Origin of the sequence: Achromobacter insuavis (assembly GCF_902859645.1) — a bacterium.
Taxonomy (GTDB): domain Bacteria; phylum Pseudomonadota; class Gammaproteobacteria; order Burkholderiales; family Burkholderiaceae_B; genus Achromobacter; species Achromobacter insuavis.
On record NZ_CADIJR010000059.1, the window covers coordinates 1 to 16782 of the forward strand.

Below are 16782 nucleotides of genomic sequence, written 5' to 3' on the forward strand. Positions count from 1 at the left end.
CGCCGCCACGTGGGCGGGCGGGAAGGGGGCGGCGCGGGAGACGGCGAGCGCCAGCGGGGCGGTCTGCGCGGCGGGCGCCGGGGTGACGTGGGCCAGCAGGCCGAACGGGCACTGCGCGCCGGTGTCGGCGCTGGAGTGGCCGCCGCCGGACTTGCCGTCGGAAGAGAGCGCGATCTTGACGGTGGTCAGGTCGCCGGCGGCCGAGCAGAAGGTCACTTCGAGCCGGCCGTCGTGCAGCGCGCGGGCGTCGGGCATGTAGCCCGTCGGCACCAGGGCGCGCAGCAGCAGCGCCAGGAACGCCAGCCACAGCACGCCCCGGACGCGCGGGGCGCCGGCGGTACGCGAGGGATGGGTCAGGGCGGACATGGAGCGATTGTAGGCCGAGCGGCCGGGGACGGTTTCAGGTGTCGGGATCGAGGCGCCGGATCAGGGCGATGTAGCGGCGCCGCGCCTGGTCGGCAGGCAGGCCGGCCAGCAGGCGCCAGGTGGCCAGCTCGACCTGTTCGCGCACGCTGGCGTCCGGCGCGTCCTGCGGCGGCGCATCGCCGCGCCGCGCCTGCTGCTCGTAGGCGTAGAGCCGGATGGCTACGCTGGTGGACGGCGCCTGCGGCAGGGCGCGCAACTCGATCACGGCGGCCTCGAACGCGTCCTCCAGGTCGTCGGCGCCGATCGCCAGCGTCTCCCGGTCCATCGCGTCGCCCTCGGGCTCCAGGCCGCTGGCGACGGCCAGCCGCCGCCAGAGTGCGTCCTCGGTGGCCGGGTCCGAGGCCCGCGCGGTGACCTTGGCGATGGTGTTGTTGCGCAGGCGCAGGGTATGGGTGGAGGCGCCGCGGTAGCGGATGGGGCCGTCCTGGACGGAGAACGTCAGCGGCACCGCGATCGACCGTCCGGCCGGTTCGGGCGGGCCGACGCTGTCGACCGTGAAGGTGTTGCGCGAATAGTCCATCACGCGCGAGAACAGGTCGATCAGGCCGCCGCGGCCCTGGTAGACGCCGCTCAGGGGGCTGTCGCCTTCCTCGTGCCAGGCGACGTCCTCGGCGAACAGCGGGAACAGGGTTTCGAACTGGCCCGACAGCATCGCGTCGCGGTAGTCGCCCAGGATGCGTTCGACCTCGTCGCCGCTCATCGCGGCGGCGCGGCCCGGGCGCGCGGTGGCCGGGCGCTTGTCCATGAATTGCAGGATGTCGGCGGCGACCCGGTCGCGGTCGTTGTCGACGCAGATCATGTGGTAGCTGTTGTCCAGCAGCACCAGCCGGCTGTCGGGAATGGCGTCGTTCAGGAAGTGCGCCGAACGCACCGAGGTCAGCTCGTCCTCGTGGGCGTGGATGATCAGGCTGGGGCAGCTGATGGCGTTCAGGCCGCGTTGCACCAGGCGGCGCAGGCGGTCGACTTCGCGCACACAGGCCAGCGGCACCCAGCGGTAGTGGAAATTCTCGCCGCGCTCGAACTTGGCCTTGACGATGGAGCGCACCAGTTCGTTCTTGATGCCGTAGGGCTCTTCCTCTTCGACCCGCATGCGCGCGGCCAGGCCGGGGATGCGGTAGACCAGATTGCGCAGGCCGCGGTACCAGGGCGTGCTCCAGCCGTCGATGAAGACCGGCGCGGCCAGGCTCACCAGCTTGCCCTTGCGGTGCTGCACGCGCTTGCACAGCTCCACCGCCAGCAGCGCGCCCAGGCACATGCCGACCACATGCAGCGTGTCGTGGCGCGCGGCCACCTCGCGGTACTTGGCGGTGACGGCGTCGATCCAGTCCTCGGCGCGCACCGGCAGCAGGTCCTCGGGCGTGGTGCCATGGCCGGGCAGCGTCAGCGTGTGGGTCTCGATGCCGGCGCGCTTGAGGATCTTGTGCAGCGAACCCAGGTCGTACTGGGTGCCGCCCAAGCCGTGGATGAGCAGGGCTCCAGGGTTAGTTGACATCTGCCTGCTCGACTTCACCCAGGCGCCACATGCCGGCCACGACGGCCACGCTGCCGTCGAAATCCTCCAGCGGCGAGCCGCGGTCGCTGACCACGCGCCAGCCGCCGCCGGCGTGCGCCATGCGGAACAGCAGCGGGGTGCGGTCCTGGGCGCCGGCGCGGCGCGCGGCCCAGTGCAGCGTCAGGCGCGCGCGGTCGTCGGGATGGGCCAGCGCCAGCAACGCGTCCAGGGTGGGAATGGCGTTGGCCTGCATGCCGAAGGCGCCCTGGAGGTCGCCGGCCAACTCGAGCGAGCCGTCGAACGGGTTGTAGCGGTACATCAGCTGGTGGCTGCCCGCCAGCGCCAGGTCGAAACGGCCGCGCCATTGCACGGCATTTTCGAGTTCCTGCGCGCGGGCGCCGCGCAGCGTGTTGACCAGCAGGATCAGCAGCGCGGTGACCACCAGGTAGACCTGGGTGGCCAGCAGCACGTGCCAGTGGTCGTTGGCCTCGACGAAGGGGCCCTCGCCCTGGGCGCTCTGGTAGAGCGCCATCAGGGTCAGCGTGACGACGCCCAGGGTGCCGCCCAGCGGGCCCCACACCAGCGCGGTCAGCACCGCGAACACCAGCGGCAGGTAGGTCAGCTCGAAGGTGACGACGTACGGCAGGTTCTTGATCATGTCGCCGTCGAAGGTCATGAAGGTCGACACGATCAGGCCGACGTAGGCGATGACGCCCAGCACCAGGTCGCGCCGCCGCGGACCGCCCGAACGGCGCGGGCGGAAATTGGCCCAGACCGTCAGCGCGGGCGCCAGGATCAGGATGCCCGCCAGGTAGGCCGCCACCCAGGTGCGCAGCCGCACCAGGGCATGGGCTTCCTGGGTCAGCCAGAGCCAGCCGCCGCCCAGTAGCGCGGACAGGCCGGCGCCGACCACCGCGCCGGCCAGCAGCGCCGCCACCAGGCCCACGCCGCCTTCGCGCGGGGTCAGGCGCTGCACCGTCCAGGCCGCCAGCAGGCTGGACAGGCTGGCGGTGATGGCGAACACCAGCGCCGTGGCGGGCTGGCCGCGGGTGAAGCTGGTGAGCGCCAGCTGGGCGCAGAAGAAGGCGGCCAGCAGCAGCGACCAGTTGCGGCGCTGCGTCAACAGATAGGCGCCCACCGCCACGCCGGGCGGCAGCCAGACGAACACGGCATGGCTGACCGGGTCGTTGAGCAGGCGCGAGAAGACGCCGCACAGCAGGTACGGGATGGCCCATAGCAGGCAGTACAGGTTCTTTCGCGGCGCTTGGGGCATTCCCATATTGTTCCTTGCAGACGCTGTGACACAGGGCGAGCTGGCGCTCGCGGCAATCAGCGGGTTATACACGGCCCGGCATGGTCCGCGAAAGTTGCCGGGGCATACCGCCGTCCGAAAATCTTGGTACCCTTGGACGCAGTCATTCTCCACTCCGTTCCAGGATTCAGTGCTCTCCTTGCCCGCCCAGACCTTGCCTGTTCCCGATTTTGCCGGCGTTTCCGGCGTCCTGCCGGCGCGGCCGCCGGCCCGCGGCGCGGTCCGGCTCGTCCGGCTGGCGTTGCTGGCCATGCTGCTGGCGCTGCTGGCGGCCTGCGGCACGACCAAGGTCCAGCCGGGCTACTACCGGGTGCAGTCGGGCGACACGCTGACGCAGATCGCCCGCAAGCAAGGCACCAGCGTATCGAACCTGGTGCGCTGGAACAACCTGTCCAACTCCAACTCGATCGAGGTGGGGCAGATGTTGCGCGTCGCGCCGCCCGCCGGCCAGGCCGCCGCCACGCCCGCCAAGCCGCGCGCCAGTTCCTCGGGTGGCAGCCGTTCGCCGGCGCCCGCCACTGGCAAGCGGCGCACCGCGCCGCCGGGGGCGATCTCGCTGGTGTGGCCGGCGCAGGGCAAGGTGACCCGCGGCTACGACGGCTCGGGCTCCAATGGTATCGTCATTTCCAATTCCGCCGGCACGCCGGTGGTGGCCGCCGCCGCCGGCACCGTCGCCTATTCGGGCAGCGGCCTGCGGGGCTACGGGCACCTGGTGATCGTCAAGCATAACGCCAGCTTCCTCAGCATCTACGCCCACAACAGCAAGCTGCTGGTCAAGGAAGGCCAGCGGGTGAGCCAGGGCCAGAAGATCGCGGAAATGGGCAACAGCGACAGCAAGCAGGTCGGGTTGTACTTCGAGCTGCGCTACGACGGCCAGGCGGTCGATCCGGCGGGCTCCCTTCCCGGAAAGTAGGAGCCCCCACGCTGCGCGCACTGCGTGCGCTTGCTGCCCCCCGAGGGGGCTGCCCGGCCTTCGGGCGGCCGGGCGGCCGGGCGCCGCATCAACCGATCTGGCCGGCGTCCTGCGTCAGCGTCGAGATGAATGCCGCGGTGCGCGGGTCGCGCGGGCGGGTGAAGAGGTCGCGCGAGGCGCCGGATTCGACCACGTCGCCATCGAGCAGGAACACCGCTTCACGCGACACGCTGGCGGCCAGGCGCAGGTCGTGCGTGGCCATCAGCATGGTCATGCCCTCGGCGGCCAGCTGGCGCAGCACGTCGACCACTTCGGCCGCCAGGCCGGGGTCGAGCGCCGAGGTCGGCTCGTCGCACAGCAATACGCGGGGGGCGGGCGCCAGGGCGCGCGCGATCGCCACGCGCTGCTGCTGGCCGCCCGACAGATTGGCGGGCCAGGCCTCGGCCTTGTCCAGCATGTTGACCTTGCGCAGCAGCTCCTCGGCGCGCGCGCGGGCGCGGTCGGCGGGCCATTTCTGCACCGTCACCAGCCCTTCCATCACATTGCCGATGACGGTCTGGTGCGGGAACAGCTGGAAGTTCTGGAACACCATGCCGGTCTGCATGCGCACCCGCTGCACCTGGTCGCGCGAGAGCTTCTCGCCGGGCTCGAACTCGACCCGCTCGGGGCCGATCTCGAGCGTGCCGCGGTCGGGCACTTCCAGCAGGTTGACGCAGCGCAGCAGGGTGCTCTTGCCGCTGCCGGACGGGCCGATCAGGGCGGTGACGCTGCCTTCGGCGATGGCCACGTCGACCTGCTTGAGCACCAGGTTGCCGCCAAAGGATTTCTCGATCTGTTCCAGGCGGATCATCGGTTCTTCTCGGAAAACACCGCGTGCTGGCCGAAGCGTCGCTCCAGGCGCACCTGGGCGGCGGACAGCACCGAACTGAACACCAGGTAGATCAGCGCGGCCTCGGTGTACAGGATCAGCGGTTCATACGTGACGGCGGCGATGCGCTGGGCCGCCTGGAAGATCTCGGGCACGGTCAGCACGGCGGCCAGCGAGGTGTCCTTGACCAGGGCGATGAAGGAATTCGACAGCGGCGGCACCGCCACCCGCGCGGCCTGCGGCAGCACGGTGCGGCGCAGCGCCTGGGCGCGCGTCATGCTCAGGGAATAGGCGGCTTCCCACTGGCCGCGGGAGATCGACTCGATGGCGCCGCGGATCACTTCGGAGTTGTAGGCGCCGACGTTCAGCGTGAAGCCGATCAGCGCCGCCGGCAGCGGGTCGAGCACCACGCCGACGCTGGGCAGGCCGTAGAAGATCACGAACAGCTGCACCAGCAGCGGCGTGCCGCGGATCAGCCAGACGTAGAAACGCACCAGCGCCACCAGCGGCGCCGGCCCGAACAGCCGGATCAGCGCCACCACGAAGGCCAGCGCCAGCCCCAGCGCGAACGACATCAGCGTCAGCGGGACGGTGAACACCAGCCCGGCGTGCAGCAGGGGCCAGAACGAGTCGGCCATCAACTGCACCCAGGCCGGCACCGCGAGGGCGTCGACCTGGGCCAGGATCCAGTCGGGCAGGACGTTGTGCAGCCAGGCGGGGAGCGTCATGGAGCGGACCGCTTATTGCTGCGCCGACAGGTCCGTGCCGAAGTACTTGACCGAGATGGTCTTGTAGGTGCCGTCGGCCTTGATGTCGGCCAGCGCCTTGTTGATGGCGGCCACCAGTTCAGGATTGTTCTTGCGCAGCAGCACGCCGGAGTTGCTGAACTCGGCGGCCTTGTCGGTGGCGGCGATCTTGACCTTGGCGTTGGGCTTCTGCTTCTTGAAGTCCAGGAACGACAGGTTGTCGTTGACCGTGGCCTCGACGCGGCCCGAGGTCAGCAGGTCGATGGCTTCGTTGAAGCCTTGCACCGCGACCACTTCCGCGCCGTGGCTCTGCGCCAGCTTGCCGAAGTTGCTGGTGAGCGTGTTGGCGGACTTTTTGCCCTTGAGGTCGGCGAACGACTTGATGGTGGTGTTGTCGTCGCGCACGATCAGCACGGCGGCCGACGAGATGTAGGGATCGGAGAAGTCGTACTTGGCGCGGCGCGCGTCGGTGATGCCGACCTGGTTGATGACGGCGTCGTAGCGCTTGGCGTCGAGCCCGGCGATCAGGCCGTCCCACTTGCCTTCGACGAATTCGGCCTTGACGCCCAGGCGCTGGGCGATGGCGCGCCCAATGTCGACGTCAAAACCGGTAAGCTGCCCGGATGCGTCGTGGAAGGTGAAGGGAGCGTAGGTGCCTTCGGTGCCGATCTTGAACACGCCGGCGGACTTGATCTGGTCCAGCCCCGACTGGGCATGGGCGGCGGACAGGGCGGCGACCTGGACCAGGCCGGCGATGAACAACGAGCGCAAGAGTTTCATGGCAATGCTCCACGGATGAGAGATCACTGCGAAAGGCCCGCGTCAGCCGCGCCGCCTTCCGGTGTAGCCGCACTCTAACAACGCGTCTATTTTTCCACAAAGCATAAGGAATAGTAAAAATATAGCGGCAAGTCATATGCGGCATTCGCGCCCCGGGCCGCCCGGCCCGGGGTTCATCCAGGCGGTATCCAGATGGAGACAGGCGTGCAACAACAGTGGAACAGGCGGGCTTTCATGATGGCGGCGGCGGGTGTCGCGGCGTCCGCGGGCGTCATGCCGGCGCACGGCGCCAACGGCCTGCGGCGGGTGCCCGGCGGCGGCAGCATCACCGACGTGGCCGGCCTCAAGGTCGGGCACTACACCGACACGCGGCGGCCGACCGGCTGCACGGTCATCATCGCGGAAGCGGGCGCCACCGGCGGCGTGGACGTGCGCGGCGCCGCGCCGGGCACGCGCGAGACCGACCTGCTCAATCCCGTCAACATGGTGGAAAAAGTGCATGCGGTGATGCTGGCCGGCGGCAGCGCCTTCGGTCTGGAGGCGGCCACCGGCGTCATGCGCTACCTGGAGGAACGCAAGATCGGGTTCGACGTCGGCGTGGCGCACGTGCCGATCGTGCCGGCCGCCATCCTGTTCGACCTGGGCGTGGGCGACGCCTCGGTGCGGCCCGACGCGGCCGCCGGCTACCAGGCCTGCAAGTCGGCCAGCGCCAAGCCGCCGCAGGAGGGCAACGTCGGCGCCGGCGCCGGGGCGACGGTCGGCAAGCTGTACGGCGCCAAGCGCGCCATGAAGGGCGGCCTGGGCAGCGCCTCGCTGACCGTGGCGGGCGTCACGGTGGGCGCGATCGTCGCGGTCAATGCGGTGGGCGACGTGGTCGATCCGGCCACCGGCCACGTGCTGGCCGGCGCCCGCACCGCCGACGGCAAGATGCTGCTGGACACGCGCGCGGCGATCCTGGCGGGCGACCTGCCGACCTCGATGCGCGAAGGCGCGGCCACCACCATCGGGCTGGTGGCGACCGACGTCAAGCTGACCAAGGCGCAGGCGCAGAAGATGGCGCAGACCGCGCACGACGGCCTGGCCCGCACCATCAACCCGATCCACACCATGCTCGACGGCGACACCGTGTTCGCGCTGGGCACGGGCGTGTCCAGCAAGCCCGCCAACATGATGCTGCTGGGCGTGATGGCGGCCGAGGCGATGGCGATCGCGGTGCAGCGCGCCATCCTGGCGGCGCGCGCGCTGGAAGGCTATCCGGCGGCGGTGGATTTCATCGCCTGAGCGCCGCTTTCTGTTGGACCAAATGGCGCGCCTGCAAGCAGGAACGCCATTTGCTGCTGCCCCCCGTGTTCGTGCTGACCCCAAGCTGTCATATCGCGCCGGCATGATCGAAAGCGTCGGCGCACCGCCTGCGCGGGAGGGGATGGCATGTACGAAGGAGAGCGCTTCAACGGGGCCACGCACCTGGCCGGCCTGGCCTTGGCGGTGGCCGCCTCGGGGGCCCTGATCGCGCGGGCCGCGGAATTGAAAGTCGAGTGGCGCCAGACCGTGGCCTGCGCCGTGTTCGCGGCGTCGATGATCGCCGTCTATGCCTCGTCGGTGCTGTATCACTGCTCGCGCGGACGCCGCAAGGCGCTGTGGGCCAAGGCCGACCACTGCGCCATCTACCTGCTGATCGCCGGCACCTACACGCCGCTGGCGTTCGTGCCGCCGGAACTGGGCTGGGGCGCCGCCATGGCGGTGGCGATCTGGCTGCTGGCGCTGTACGGCATCGGCCGCGAACTATGGTGGGCGCGCGGGGCCGCGCCGGCGTTGCCGCTGTACCTGGCGATGGGATGGCTGGGCGTGATGTGCGCCGCGCCGATCGCCGGCGCGCTATCGGGCGCGGGGCTGGCCTGGCTGCTGGCCGGGGCCGGGCTCTATACGGTGGGCACGGTGTTCTACGCCAACGACAAGCGCTGGCGCCATGCCCACGGCATCTGGCATCTGTTTGTCATGGGCGGGTCGGCCTGCCACTTCGTCACGGTGTTCGGCTTCCTGCGCCACGCCTGAGCGCGGGCCGTCAGCGCCAGGCCGCCAGCGGCAGCATGCCGCCGCGGTTCTTCACTTTCCGCATGACGATATGCGAACACAGGTCGCGCACGCCCGCGATCTTGCTGAGCTTGTCCTCCACGAACTGCGAGAACGCCGCCAGGTTGCGGGTGCGCACCGTCAGGATGTAGTTGGAGGCGCCGGTGACGATGCTGGCCTCGGTGATCTCGTCATACAGGGCGATGCCGGCCAGGAATTCCTCGTGCCAGCCGGCGCGGGACTGGTCCAGCGACACGTGCACGACGGCCTCCAGTTCGAACCCCAGCCGCTCGGCGTCGAGCACGGCGCGGTAGCCCCGGATCAGCCCGCCTTCCTCCAGCGCCCGCACCCGCCGCAGGCAGGCCGACGGCGACAGCGCCACCTGCTCGGCCAGGTCCTGGTTGCTGAGCTGGCTGTTCTCCTGCAGGCGGTAGAGGATGCGGTGGTCGATGGCGTCCAATTGCATGGTGCAATCCAATTCGAAAAAATGGTCTATGACGCAATTTAATGCGAAATCCTAGGGTTAGCCACGCCTTGTTTTGCAACTATTCGGCTTGGTCACGCTGCTAGTATGTAGCCAGCATATTGCCCGAAGGAGCTGTGAATGCATACCCGTGAAGCCTGTGTCGCCGCCGACCGGCAGGACCCCCTGGCGCCGCTGAAGGCGCGTTTCGATCTGCCGCCCGGCGTGCTCTACATGGACGGCAATTCGCTGGGCGTGATGCCGCGCGCCGCCGCGGCCCGCGCCGCCGAGGTCATCACCCAGGAATGGGGCACGGGCCTGATTCGCAGCTGGAACACCGCCGGCTGGTTCGAGCTGCCGTCGCGGCTGGGCGACAAGCTGGCCGGCCTGCTGGGCGCGAAAGAAGGCGAGCTGGTCATCACCGACACCACCTCGCTGAACATCTTCAAGGCCCTGGCGGCCAGCCTGCGCATCCAGCAGAAGCGCCAGCCCGAGCGCCGCGTGATCCTGTCCGAGCGCGACAACTTCCCCACCGACCTGTACATGATCCAGGGCATGATCGACCTGCTGCAGCAGGGCTACGAGATGCGCCTGATCGACGACGAACTGCCGCTGGACCGAGCGCTGGACGAGGACGTGGCGGTGGTGCTGCTGTCGCACGTCAACTACCGCAGCGGCCAGATGCACGACATGGCCGCGGTCACGCGCCAGGCGCACGAGCGCGGCGCGCTGGTCATCTGGGACCTGGCGCACGCCGCCGGCGCGGTGCCGGTGGACCTGAACGGCGCCGACGCCGACTACGCCGTGGGCTGCACCTATAAGTACCTGAACGGCGGCCCTGGCTCGCCGGCCTTCATCTGGGTGGCGCCGCGCCACATTCCCGACTTCTGGCAGCCGCTGTCGGGCTGGTGGGGCCACCAGCGTCCGTTCGACATGACGGTCGCCTACGAGCCGGCAGGCGGCATCCGCCGCTACCTGTGCGGCACTCAGCCGATCGTGTCGCTGGCCATGGTCGAGTGCGGCCTGGACGTGGCGCGCGAGGCCGACATGGCCGAGGTGCGCAAGAAGTCGCTGGCGCTGGCCGACCTGTTCATCGCCCTGGTCGAGGAACGCTGCGCCGGCCATCCGCTGACGCTGGTGACGCCGCGCAACCACGCCGAGCGCGGCAGCCACGTCAGCCTGCGCCACCCGAACGGCTACGAGGTCATGCAGGCGCTGATCGCGCGCGGCCTGATCGGCGATTATCGCGAACCCGAGGTGCTGCGCTTCGGCCTGACGCCGCTGTACTTCGGTTACGCCGACGTCTGGGACGCGGTCGAGATCCTCAAGGACGTGCTCGACAGCAAGGCCTGGGACAAGCCCGAGTTCAAGCAGCGCTCGGCCGTGACCTGAGCGGCGGCGCACCGGCCCAAGCGACATCCAACAAGAGAGCGCAGTACCGGAGGAGACAATGAAACAACCACAAGGCTTCGGCAAGATCGCCGAACGGGAGCAGGGGCTCAAGCGTCGCCTGACGTCCGGCCAGATGAGCATGATCGCGATCGGCGGGGCCATCGGCACCGGCCTGTTCCTGGGCAGCAAGTTCGCGATCGGCTTCGCCGGCCCCAGCGTCATCATCAGCTACGCCATCGGCGGGCTCATCACGCTGCTGCTGATGGGCTGCCTGGCCGAGATGACGGTGGCGCATTCCACCTCGGGCTCGTTCGGCGCCTACGCCGAGCACTACATCGGCCCGCTGGCTGGCTTCCTGGTGCGCTATGCGTACTGGTCGTGCGTGGTGCTGGCGGTGGGCACCGAGGTCACCGCGGTGGCCGAGTACATGAAGTTCTGGTTCCCGTCGGTGCCGGGCTGGCAATGGGTCTGCCTGTTCTCGGCGGCGCTGATCTTCATCAACGCCATGAGCGTGAAGGCGTTCGGCACCATCGAGTACTGGTTCTCGACCATCAAGATCAGCGCCATCGTGGCGTTCATCATCCTGGGCGCCTACGTGGTCTGGGGCAGTCCGCAATACGGCGCGGCGCAGTACACGGCGCACGGCGGCTTCTTCCCCAACGGCGTGTGGGGCATGTGGATCGCGGTGGTCATCTCGATCTTCAGCTACCTGAGCGTGGAGATGATCGCGGTGGCGGCGGGCGAGGCCGAGGACCCCGAGCGCGCGGTGAAGAAGGCGTTCCGCGCCACCATCGTGCGGCTGGTGGTGTTCTACCTGCTGACGCTGGCGCTGATCCTGGCCATCGTGCCGTGGGACCAGGCCGGCAAGGGCGGCAGCCCGTTCGTGACGGTGATGGAAGCGGTGCAGGTGCCGTACGCGGCCGGCGTCATCAACTTCATCGTGCTGGTGGCGGCGCTGTCGGCCATGAACAGCCAGCTGTACATCACCACCCGCATGATGTTCAGCCTGTCGCGCGCCGGCCACGCGCCGGCGGCGCTGGGCAAGCTGACGCGCAGCGGCACGCCGCTGAACGCGCTGCTGCTGTCGACCAGCGGCATCGCCATCGCCACCGTGCTGAACGTGCTGTATCCGGAGACCTCGTTCACGCTGATGATGGCGATCTCGATGTTCGGCGCGCTGTTCACGTGGATGATGATCTTCGTCACGCACTACTTCTTCCGCCGCCGCTGGGCGCGCGAGGGCGGCGCGGCGCTGTCGTTCCGCATGCCGGGCTTTCCGCTGCTGACGCTGCTGGGCGCCGGCGCCATGCTGGCGATCCTGGTCACGACCTATTTCACCGGCGTGTTCAAGATGACGCTGGTGTTCGGCGTGCCGTTCCTGCTGGTGCTGGCGGCGCTGTATCTGCTGCTGTTCCGCAAGTCCGCCGCGGCGGTGGTGCTGGAGGCGCGACAGCAGCGCTCCTAGCGTCTTTCAAACGGCGCCCGCGCCCTGGCGGATCGCCGCCAGCATGGCGCGGGCGCGCGCCGGCAGCGAACGCGATCCGTACACCGCATGCATCTGCGGCGCCATGCCTTGCGCCGAGGTGGCGGTGTAGCCGGGACAGACCCGCACCAGCGTGCCGCGGGCGATCTCCGGCGCCGCCGCCCAGTCGGCCAGCCGCGCGATGCCCACGCCCTGCAGCGCCAGCGCCATCAGGCCGCTGCCGGTGCTGACCCGCACCACCGGTTCGGCATGCATCCGCACGATGCGCTGGTCGCGCCGCAGGTGCCAATCCTTTAACACGCGCGGACCGGTATGCATGATGAGCCGGTGCCGCGCCAGCTCCTCGGGTTCGCGCGGCAGGCCCAGGCGCGCCACGTAGTCCGGGCTGGCGCACAGCAGCCGTTCGTAGGGCCACAGGCGCGCGCCCAGCAGGTCGCTGGACGCCGGGAAGCCGCCGCGGATGGCGAAATCCAGGCCCTCGGCGATCGGGTCGATTGCCTTGTCGGTGTAGTGGATGTCCACCGTGACGCCCGGATGCTCGGCCGCGTAGCGGCGCAGCACGGCCGGCAGCAGGGTCACGCCCAGCAGGTCGGGCGCCGAGAAGCGCAGGCGGCCCTGATCGCCTTGCTGGGCGTCGCGCAAGGCCTCGCGCGCCTGGCTTTCCAGGCGCAGCAGCTCGCGCGCGTATTCGAAGTAGCTTTCGCCCTGCGGCGTCAGCACCACGCTGCTCTTGCTGCGCAACAGCAGCTGCGCGCCGACCTGGCGCTCCAGCGCCTGCACCGCGCGGGTGACGGCGCTGGGCGAGGCGCCCAGCGCGCGCGCCGCCAGCACGAAGCTCTGGCGTTCGGCGACGGCGCAGAACACCTGGTATTCCCATAGGGCGCCACGTTCCACGGCGATTCTCCATTGCGATTATCGCAACATGATATTGCAACGCCGAGTGCGGGGGCGGACCTAGACTGCGACCCTTCCCGACTTTCCGCCAGGTTGACCGCCATGCACGATCCCCACTATTTCGATCCCCTCACCGGCGCGCGCCATGCGCTGGGCGAGGCCCGCTGGTGTTCCGAGGCGCGCACGCCGCTGATGATCTCGCCGCTGCCGGGCATCTCGCGCGACGACATCGATCGCGGCGAGCGCTCGCTGTGGCGCTACCGCGCCGCGCTGCCGGCGGCGATCGAGCGACCGGTGTCGATGGGCGAGGGCGGCACGCCGATGGTGGAGCGCGCCTGGGGCGGGCTGCGGCCGCATTTCAAGCTGGAATGGTTCAACCCCACCTGCAGCTTCAAGGACCGCGGCGCCGCGGTGATGCTGTCGTGGCTGCGCCAGATCGGCATCGACGCCATCGCCGAGGACAGTTCGGGCAATGGCGGCGCCGCCATCGCGGCCTTCGGCGCGGCGGCGGGCATGGGCGTCACGATCTTCGCGCCGGCCTACACGTCCAGCGCCAAGGTGGCGCAGATCCGCGCGTTCGGCGCCGACGTGCGGCTGGTGGAGGGGCCGCGCGAGAACGCCGAGACCGCCGCGATCGAGGCCTCCGCGCGGATCTTCTACGCCAGCCACAACTGGCAGCCGTTCTTCCTGCAGGGCACCAAGTCCATCGCCTACGAGATGTGGGAGGACTTCGGTTTCGAGGCGCCGGACAACGTGGTGATTCCGGCGGGCGCGGGCAGCAACGTGCTGGGCTGCGCCATCGGCTTTGCCGAGCTGCTGGCGGCCGGACAGATCAAGCGCCTGCCGCGCCTGTTCGTGGCCCAGCCGCTGAACTGCTCGCCGGTGGACGCCAGCTTCCAGGCCGGCGTCGACACGCTGGTGGCGCGCGACGTGCTGCCGACCGTGGCCGAGGGCACCGCGATCAGGCAGCCGGTGCGCCTGCGCGAAGTGCTGCAGGCGATCCGCGCCAGCGGCGGCCAGACCGTCGCGGTGCCGGAGGCGGACATCATCGCCGCGGTGCGCAAGCTGGCGGCGATGGGGCTCTACGCCGAGCCCACCAGCGCCACCGCCGCGGCGGCGCTGGACAGGCTGCGGGCGCGCGGCGCCATCCGCGACGCCGAGCGCACCGTGGTGCTGCTGACCGGCACCGGCATCAAGGCCACGCAGTTCATGACGGATCTGTATTCGGCGGCGTGACCGCCGCCGCGTCCGCCAGCAGGTGGTCGAGCAGGCGGCGGGCGCGGGCGCTGAGGGTCTCGCGCGACTGCACGCACAGCAGCAGTTGGCGCGCGGCCCAGGCGTCGGACAGCGCCACCGGCGTCACCCGGAGCAGCTGGCGCATGCTGTCGGCCGTGGTCTCGGGCACGATGCCGACGCCGACGCCGGCCTCGACCAGCCGGCACATGGCGTCGAAGCTGCGCAGCTGCACCCGCAGCTTGATGGGCTTGCCGACCACCAGCGCCTGCCGCGCCAGAAAGCGTTGCAGCGCGCTGCTGCGGTCGAGTCCGACGAAGTCCTCGTCGAGCACGTCGCGAAAGGCGACCTCGGCCCGGTCCGCCAGCGCGTGGCCGGCCGGCACGATCAGCACGAAGCGGTCGGCGCGGTAGGCATAAGTCTGCAGGGCGCCGGTGTCGACCGTGCCGGCGACGATGCCGATATCGGCCGAGCCGTCGGCGATGCACTCGACGATCTCGTCGCTCAGCATTTCCTGCAGTTCGACGTTGATGCGCGGGTGCGCCGCCAGGAAACCGCCCAGCGCCTCGGGCAGGAAGGCGGTCAGCGCGTTGGTGTTGGACAGCAGGCGCACCGAGCCGCCGAATTCGCCGGAGAAGTCGGCCAGGTCGTCGCGCAGGCGGTCGGCCTGGGCCAGCATGATGCGGGCATGGGCGGCCAGCTTCAGGCCGGCCGGGGTGGGGATGACGCCCTGGCGGCGGCGCTCCAGCAGCGGCGCGCCGAGCGAGGCTTCTAGGTTGCGGATGCGGGCGCTGGCGGCGGCCAGCGCCAGGTTGGCGCGGGCGGCGCCGTGGGTGATGCTGCCGGCCTGCACCACGTGCAGGAACAGCGCCAGGTCGGTCAGATCGAAACGCATGGCGGCGAGCCTACGCGATGCGCGCAGGCAGCCTCTGCGAATCGCGCATTTTCAGCCGCGGACAGGGTCCGTACACTGCGCCGATTCGTGTTCTCGTGGTGGTTTGCCCATGCATCTTGTCGCCTCCGGTTTTCCGATTCTACCCGCGCTGATCACCGCGATCACGATCGCGTTGTGGGCCTTTTCGCGCTTGCCGGAATACCTGACGGCGCTGCTGTTCTTCAGCGCCGCGATGATCGTCGCCGCCGCCCCGCGCGAGGTGGTGTTCTCCGGATTCTCGTCGGCGGCATTCTGGCTGGTGCTGAGCGGCTACGTGCTGGGCCTGGCGCTGAAGTACACGGGCCTGGCCGACCGCATGGCGAGCGCGCTGTCGCGGCGCCTGTCGGGTTCGTATCCCAAGGTGGTGGCCGGCGTGGTGGCGCTGACCTACCTGCTGGCCTTCGTGATGCCGTCGAACATGGGCCGTATCGCCCTGCTGATGCCGATCGTGCTGGCCTATGCCGACCAGATCGGCCTGGTCGCGGGCCGGCGCGGGCGCATCGGCCTGGCGCTGGCGGTGGGCTTTGGCACCTTCCAGCTGTCCACCTCCATCCTGCCGGCCAACGTGCCCAACCTGGTGATGGCGGGCAGCATCGAATCCAGCTATGGCCTGCAGCTGGGCTACCTGCCATACCTGTGGCTGCATGCGCCGGTGCTGGGCATCCTGAAAGGCGCGGTGCTGGTGGCCTGTATTGCCTGGCTGTTCCGCGACACCCCCGAGGCGGCGCCGCCTGCGCCCGCCGCCCAGCCCCTGTCGGCGGCGGAAAAGCGCCTGGCCGTGCTGCTGGGGCTGACGTTGCTGGGCTGGGTGACGGACGGATGGCACGGCGTGTCGCCGGCCTGGATCGGGCTGGCGTCGGCCTGTGTGTGCCTGTTGCCCAAGGTGGGTTTCGTCAGCGGCGAGCAGTTCGGCAAGGAGGTGAATTTCCGCACCGCGATCTACGTGGCGGGCATCCTGGGGCTGGCCGCGATGGTGGCCGACAGCGGCCTGGGCGGCATCATCGGCCGCGCCTTGCTGGCCTGGCTGCCGCTGTCGCCCGAGGCGCCGATGCAGAGCTTCTTTTCGCTGGTGGGGCTGTCGGCGGCGCTGAACTTCGTGGTCACGGCCAACGGCGTGCCGGCCCTGTATACGCCGCTGGCCGAGACGCTGGCGCAGGCCTCGGGCTTTCCGCTGATGACGGTGCTGATGGCGCAGGTGGCCGGCTACGCCACCGTCATCATGCCGTACCAGGCCTCGCCCATCGTGGTGGCGATGGGCATGGGCCAGGTGCCGGCGCGCAGCGGGCTGGCGCTGAGCCTGCTGACCGCGCTGGTGTCGTTCGTGGCGCTGGTGCCGCTGGACTACCTGTGGTTCAGGCTCCTGGGAATGCCGGGATCGTGACCAGTTCCTCCTCGGCGGGGACGGCGTCGGGCGCCGGCGCGAACACGCGCAGGCGGTGGCCGTCGGGGTCGAGCGCCACAAAGGTGCGGCCGAAGTCCATGTTGGTGGGCGCCTGCAGGATCGGCAGGCCGCGCAGGCTCCAGTCGAGGTGGCGCCGGTTGAGCGCGTCGGCGTCGGGCACGGTGAAGGCCAGCTCGGTGCAGCCGCCGCGGCCGGCGGCGGCCGGCTCGACGGTGTGGCGCGACCACAGGCCCAGCATCAGGCCGGAATCGAGCGCGAACAGCGCGAAGGTGGGCGAGCTTTCGACGGGCGGGCGGTTCAGCAGCGCGCTGTAGAACGCCGCGCTGGCCTCGGGCTTGTCGACGTAGAAAATGACGAAGTTCTTGGCGGACATG

17 protein-coding genes are annotated in these 16782 nt (G+C 69.9%); 7 read left to right on the forward strand and 10 right to left on the reverse strand.

The window, feature by feature from the left end; genetic code table 11:
• The 3 genes from H0523_RS23510 to H0523_RS23520 form a co-directional block, all read right to left on the reverse strand.
• A partial coding sequence (locus tag H0523_RS23510) for a DUF2946 family protein (protein ID WP_180180160.1) occupies nucleotides 1–366 on the reverse strand: 366 nt, incomplete at its 3' end.
• A gap of 34 nt (nucleotides 367–400) precedes the next feature.
• Nucleotides 401–1918, reverse strand: a complete 1518-nt coding sequence (locus H0523_RS23515) for an acyl-CoA-binding protein (protein WP_054428640.1) — start codon at nucleotides 1916–1918, stop codon at nucleotides 401–403.
• Entirely contained in the window at nucleotides 1908–3191 is a 1284-nt protein-coding gene (locus H0523_RS23520) for an MASE1 domain-containing protein (RefSeq protein ID WP_054428639.1), read from the reverse strand. Before H0523_RS23520 ends, H0523_RS23515 begins: the two co-directional genes overlap by 11 nt.
• A gap of 178 nt (nucleotides 3192–3369) precedes the next feature.
• Here H0523_RS23520 and H0523_RS23525 point away from each other — a divergent pair, with 178 nt between their 5' ends.
• Complete coding sequence (locus tag H0523_RS23525; RefSeq protein WP_082380589.1) at nucleotides 3370–4143, forward strand: peptidoglycan DD-metalloendopeptidase family protein; 774 nt, start codon at nucleotides 3370–3372, stop codon at nucleotides 4141–4143.
• A gap of 88 nt (nucleotides 4144–4231) precedes the next feature.
• On the opposite strand, the gene H0523_RS23530 is transcribed toward H0523_RS23525, so the two are convergent.
• The 3 genes from H0523_RS23530 to H0523_RS23540 form a co-directional block, all read right to left on the reverse strand.
• On the reverse strand, nucleotides 4232–4993 hold the full coding sequence (locus tag H0523_RS23530; RefSeq protein ID WP_054428638.1) for an amino acid ABC transporter ATP-binding protein: 762 nt from the start codon (nucleotides 4991–4993) through the stop codon (nucleotides 4232–4234).
• The gene (locus tag H0523_RS23535; RefSeq protein WP_054429229.1) at nucleotides 4990–5670 is read right to left on the reverse strand and encodes an ABC transporter permease subunit; all 681 of its coding nucleotides are present in this window, start codon (nucleotides 5668–5670) and stop codon (nucleotides 4990–4992) included. The genes H0523_RS23530 and H0523_RS23535 overlap by 4 nt, the downstream gene beginning before the upstream one ends.
• 81 nt (nucleotides 5671–5751) lie before the next feature.
• Nucleotides 5752–6537, reverse strand: a complete 786-nt coding sequence (locus tag H0523_RS23540; protein WP_006390998.1) for an amino acid ABC transporter substrate-binding protein — start codon at nucleotides 6535–6537, stop codon at nucleotides 5752–5754.
• 192 nt (nucleotides 6538–6729) lie between these two features.
• On the opposite strand from H0523_RS23540, the gene H0523_RS23545 reads away from it, so the two are divergent.
• Together H0523_RS23545 and trhA are read left to right on the forward strand one after the other, a co-directional pair.
• Nucleotides 6730–7818: a P1 family peptidase gene (locus tag H0523_RS23545; RefSeq protein WP_180180161.1), complete on the forward strand. Its 1089-nt coding sequence runs from the start codon at nucleotides 6730–6732 to the stop codon at nucleotides 7816–7818.
• Between the two features lie 147 nt (nucleotides 7819–7965).
• A complete protein-coding gene (gene trhA / locus H0523_RS23550; protein ID WP_054428636.1) occupies nucleotides 7966–8589 on the forward strand; it encodes a PAQR family membrane homeostasis protein TrhA in 624 nt (207 codons plus the stop codon).
• Between the two features lie 10 nt (nucleotides 8590–8599).
• Here trhA and H0523_RS23555 read toward each other — a convergent pair whose 3' ends face one another.
• Nucleotides 8600–9073 carry an Lrp/AsnC family transcriptional regulator gene (locus H0523_RS23555; protein ID WP_020926585.1) on the reverse strand — a complete coding sequence of 158 codons (474 nt, stop codon included), beginning with the start codon at nucleotides 9071–9073 and terminating at the stop codon, nucleotides 8600–8602.
• 138 nt (nucleotides 9074–9211) lie between these two features.
• Here H0523_RS23555 and kynU point away from each other — a divergent pair, with 138 nt between their 5' ends.
• On the forward strand, nucleotides 9212–10462 hold the full coding sequence (gene kynU, locus H0523_RS23560) for a kynureninase (RefSeq protein ID WP_054428635.1): 1251 nt from the start codon (nucleotides 9212–9214) through the stop codon (nucleotides 10460–10462).
• A gap of 58 nt (nucleotides 10463–10520) precedes the next feature.
• The gene (locus H0523_RS23565) at nucleotides 10521–11927 is read left to right on the forward strand and encodes an amino acid permease (RefSeq protein ID WP_054428634.1); all 1407 of its coding nucleotides are present in this window, start codon (nucleotides 10521–10523) and stop codon (nucleotides 11925–11927) included.
• Nucleotides 11928–11933: 6 nt separating this feature from the next.
• Here H0523_RS23565 and H0523_RS23570 read toward each other — a convergent pair whose 3' ends face one another.
• Entirely contained in the window at nucleotides 11934–12839 is a 906-nt protein-coding gene (locus H0523_RS23570; protein WP_054428633.1) for a LysR family transcriptional regulator, read from the reverse strand.
• Nucleotides 12840–12941: 102 nt separating this feature from the next.
• Here H0523_RS23570 and H0523_RS23575 point away from each other — a divergent pair, with 102 nt between their 5' ends.
• A complete protein-coding gene (locus H0523_RS23575; RefSeq protein ID WP_054429228.1) occupies nucleotides 12942–14075 on the forward strand; it encodes a threonine synthase in 1134 nt (377 codons plus the stop codon).
• On the opposite strand, the gene H0523_RS23580 is transcribed toward H0523_RS23575, so the two are convergent.
• Entirely contained in the window at nucleotides 14047–14967 is a 921-nt protein-coding gene (locus H0523_RS23580) for a LysR substrate-binding domain-containing protein (protein WP_054428632.1), read from the reverse strand. The genes H0523_RS23575 and H0523_RS23580 overlap by 29 nt on opposite strands.
• Nucleotides 14968–15076: 109 nt before the next feature.
• On the opposite strand from H0523_RS23580, the gene H0523_RS23585 reads away from it, so the two are divergent.
• A complete protein-coding gene (locus H0523_RS23585; RefSeq protein ID WP_054428631.1) occupies nucleotides 15077–16387 on the forward strand; it encodes an SLC13 family permease in 1311 nt (436 codons plus the stop codon).
• On the opposite strand, the gene H0523_RS23590 is transcribed toward H0523_RS23585, so the two are convergent.
• Nucleotides 16359–16781, reverse strand: coding sequence for a VOC family protein (locus H0523_RS23590; protein ID WP_054428630.1), 423 nt, complete (start codon nucleotides 16779–16781; stop codon nucleotides 16359–16361). The genes H0523_RS23585 and H0523_RS23590 overlap by 29 nt on opposite strands.
• Nucleotide 16782: the final 1 nt, after the last annotated feature.

Coding starts and splice junctions, on each gene's coding strand:
- H0523_RS23555 (WP_020926585.1), bottom strand. CDS start 9,073: ATGCAATTGGACGCCATCGACCACCGCATCCTCTACCGCCTGCAGGAG.
- H0523_RS23580 (WP_054428632.1), bottom strand. CDS start 14,967: ATGCGTTTCGATCTGACCGACCTGGCGCTGTTCCTGCACGTGGTGCAG.
- trhA (WP_054428636.1), top strand. CDS start 7,966: ATGTACGAAGGAGAGCGCTTCAACGGGGCCACGCACCTGGCCGGCCTG.
- H0523_RS23530 (WP_054428638.1), bottom strand. CDS start 4,993: ATGATCCGCCTGGAACAGATCGAGAAATCCTTTGGCGGCAACCTGGTG.
- H0523_RS23590 (WP_054428630.1), bottom strand. CDS start 16,781: ATGTCCGCCAAGAACTTCGTCATTTTCTACGTCGACAAGCCCGAGGCC.
- H0523_RS23540 (WP_006390998.1), bottom strand. CDS start 6,537: ATGAAACTCTTGCGCTCGTTGTTCATCGCCGGCCTGGTCCAGGTCGCC.
- kynU (WP_054428635.1), top strand. CDS start 9,212: ATGCATACCCGTGAAGCCTGTGTCGCCGCCGACCGGCAGGACCCCCTG.
- H0523_RS23515 (WP_054428640.1), bottom strand. CDS start 1,918: ATGTCAACTAACCCTGGAGCCCTGCTCATCCACGGCTTGGGCGGCACC.
- H0523_RS23520 (WP_054428639.1), bottom strand. CDS start 3,191: ATGCCCCAAGCGCCGCGAAAGAACCTGTACTGCCTGCTATGGGCCATC.
- H0523_RS23545 (WP_180180161.1), top strand. CDS start 6,730: ATGGAGACAGGCGTGCAACAACAGTGGAACAGGCGGGCTTTCATGATG.
- H0523_RS23585 (WP_054428631.1), top strand. CDS start 15,077: ATGCATCTTGTCGCCTCCGGTTTTCCGATTCTACCCGCGCTGATCACC.
- H0523_RS23575 (WP_054429228.1), top strand. CDS start 12,942: ATGCACGATCCCCACTATTTCGATCCCCTCACCGGCGCGCGCCATGCG.
- H0523_RS23565 (WP_054428634.1), top strand. CDS start 10,521: ATGAAACAACCACAAGGCTTCGGCAAGATCGCCGAACGGGAGCAGGGG.